This is a genomic window from Halomonas sp. ND22Bw (assembly GCF_003011945.1).
In the GTDB taxonomy this organism is placed as follows: Bacteria; Pseudomonadota; Gammaproteobacteria; order Pseudomonadales; family Halomonadaceae; genus Halomonas; species Halomonas halophila.
The window spans coordinates 1-230 of the sequence record NZ_PXWD01001934.1; the positions used below are offsets into that span (position 1 = coordinate 1).

A 230-nucleotide genomic window follows, 5' to 3' on the forward strand; every position below is an offset into this window, starting at 1 on the left:
CGCATCTCCTACGGCGCGCGGGCCATCACCGAGGGCGGTCTGCAGTCGATCCCGAAACTGTCCTTCCCCGGCGGCGCCCTGATCGGCTGCTCGGCCGGTTTCGTGAACGTGCCCCGCATCAAGGGCAGCCACAACGCCATGAAGACCGGCATGCTGGCCGCCGACGCCGCCTATGAGGCGGTTCAGGCGGGGCGTTCGGGCGACGAAATGGTCGAATACCAGACCGCCTT

1 protein-coding gene is annotated in these 230 nt (G+C 67.8%); it reads left to right on the forward strand.

Features of this window, described 5'->3' with window-relative positions:
• On the forward strand, positions 1 to 230 hold a 230-nt coding region (locus CVH10_RS25035; protein WP_369336044.1), incomplete at both ends, for an NAD(P)/FAD-dependent oxidoreductase.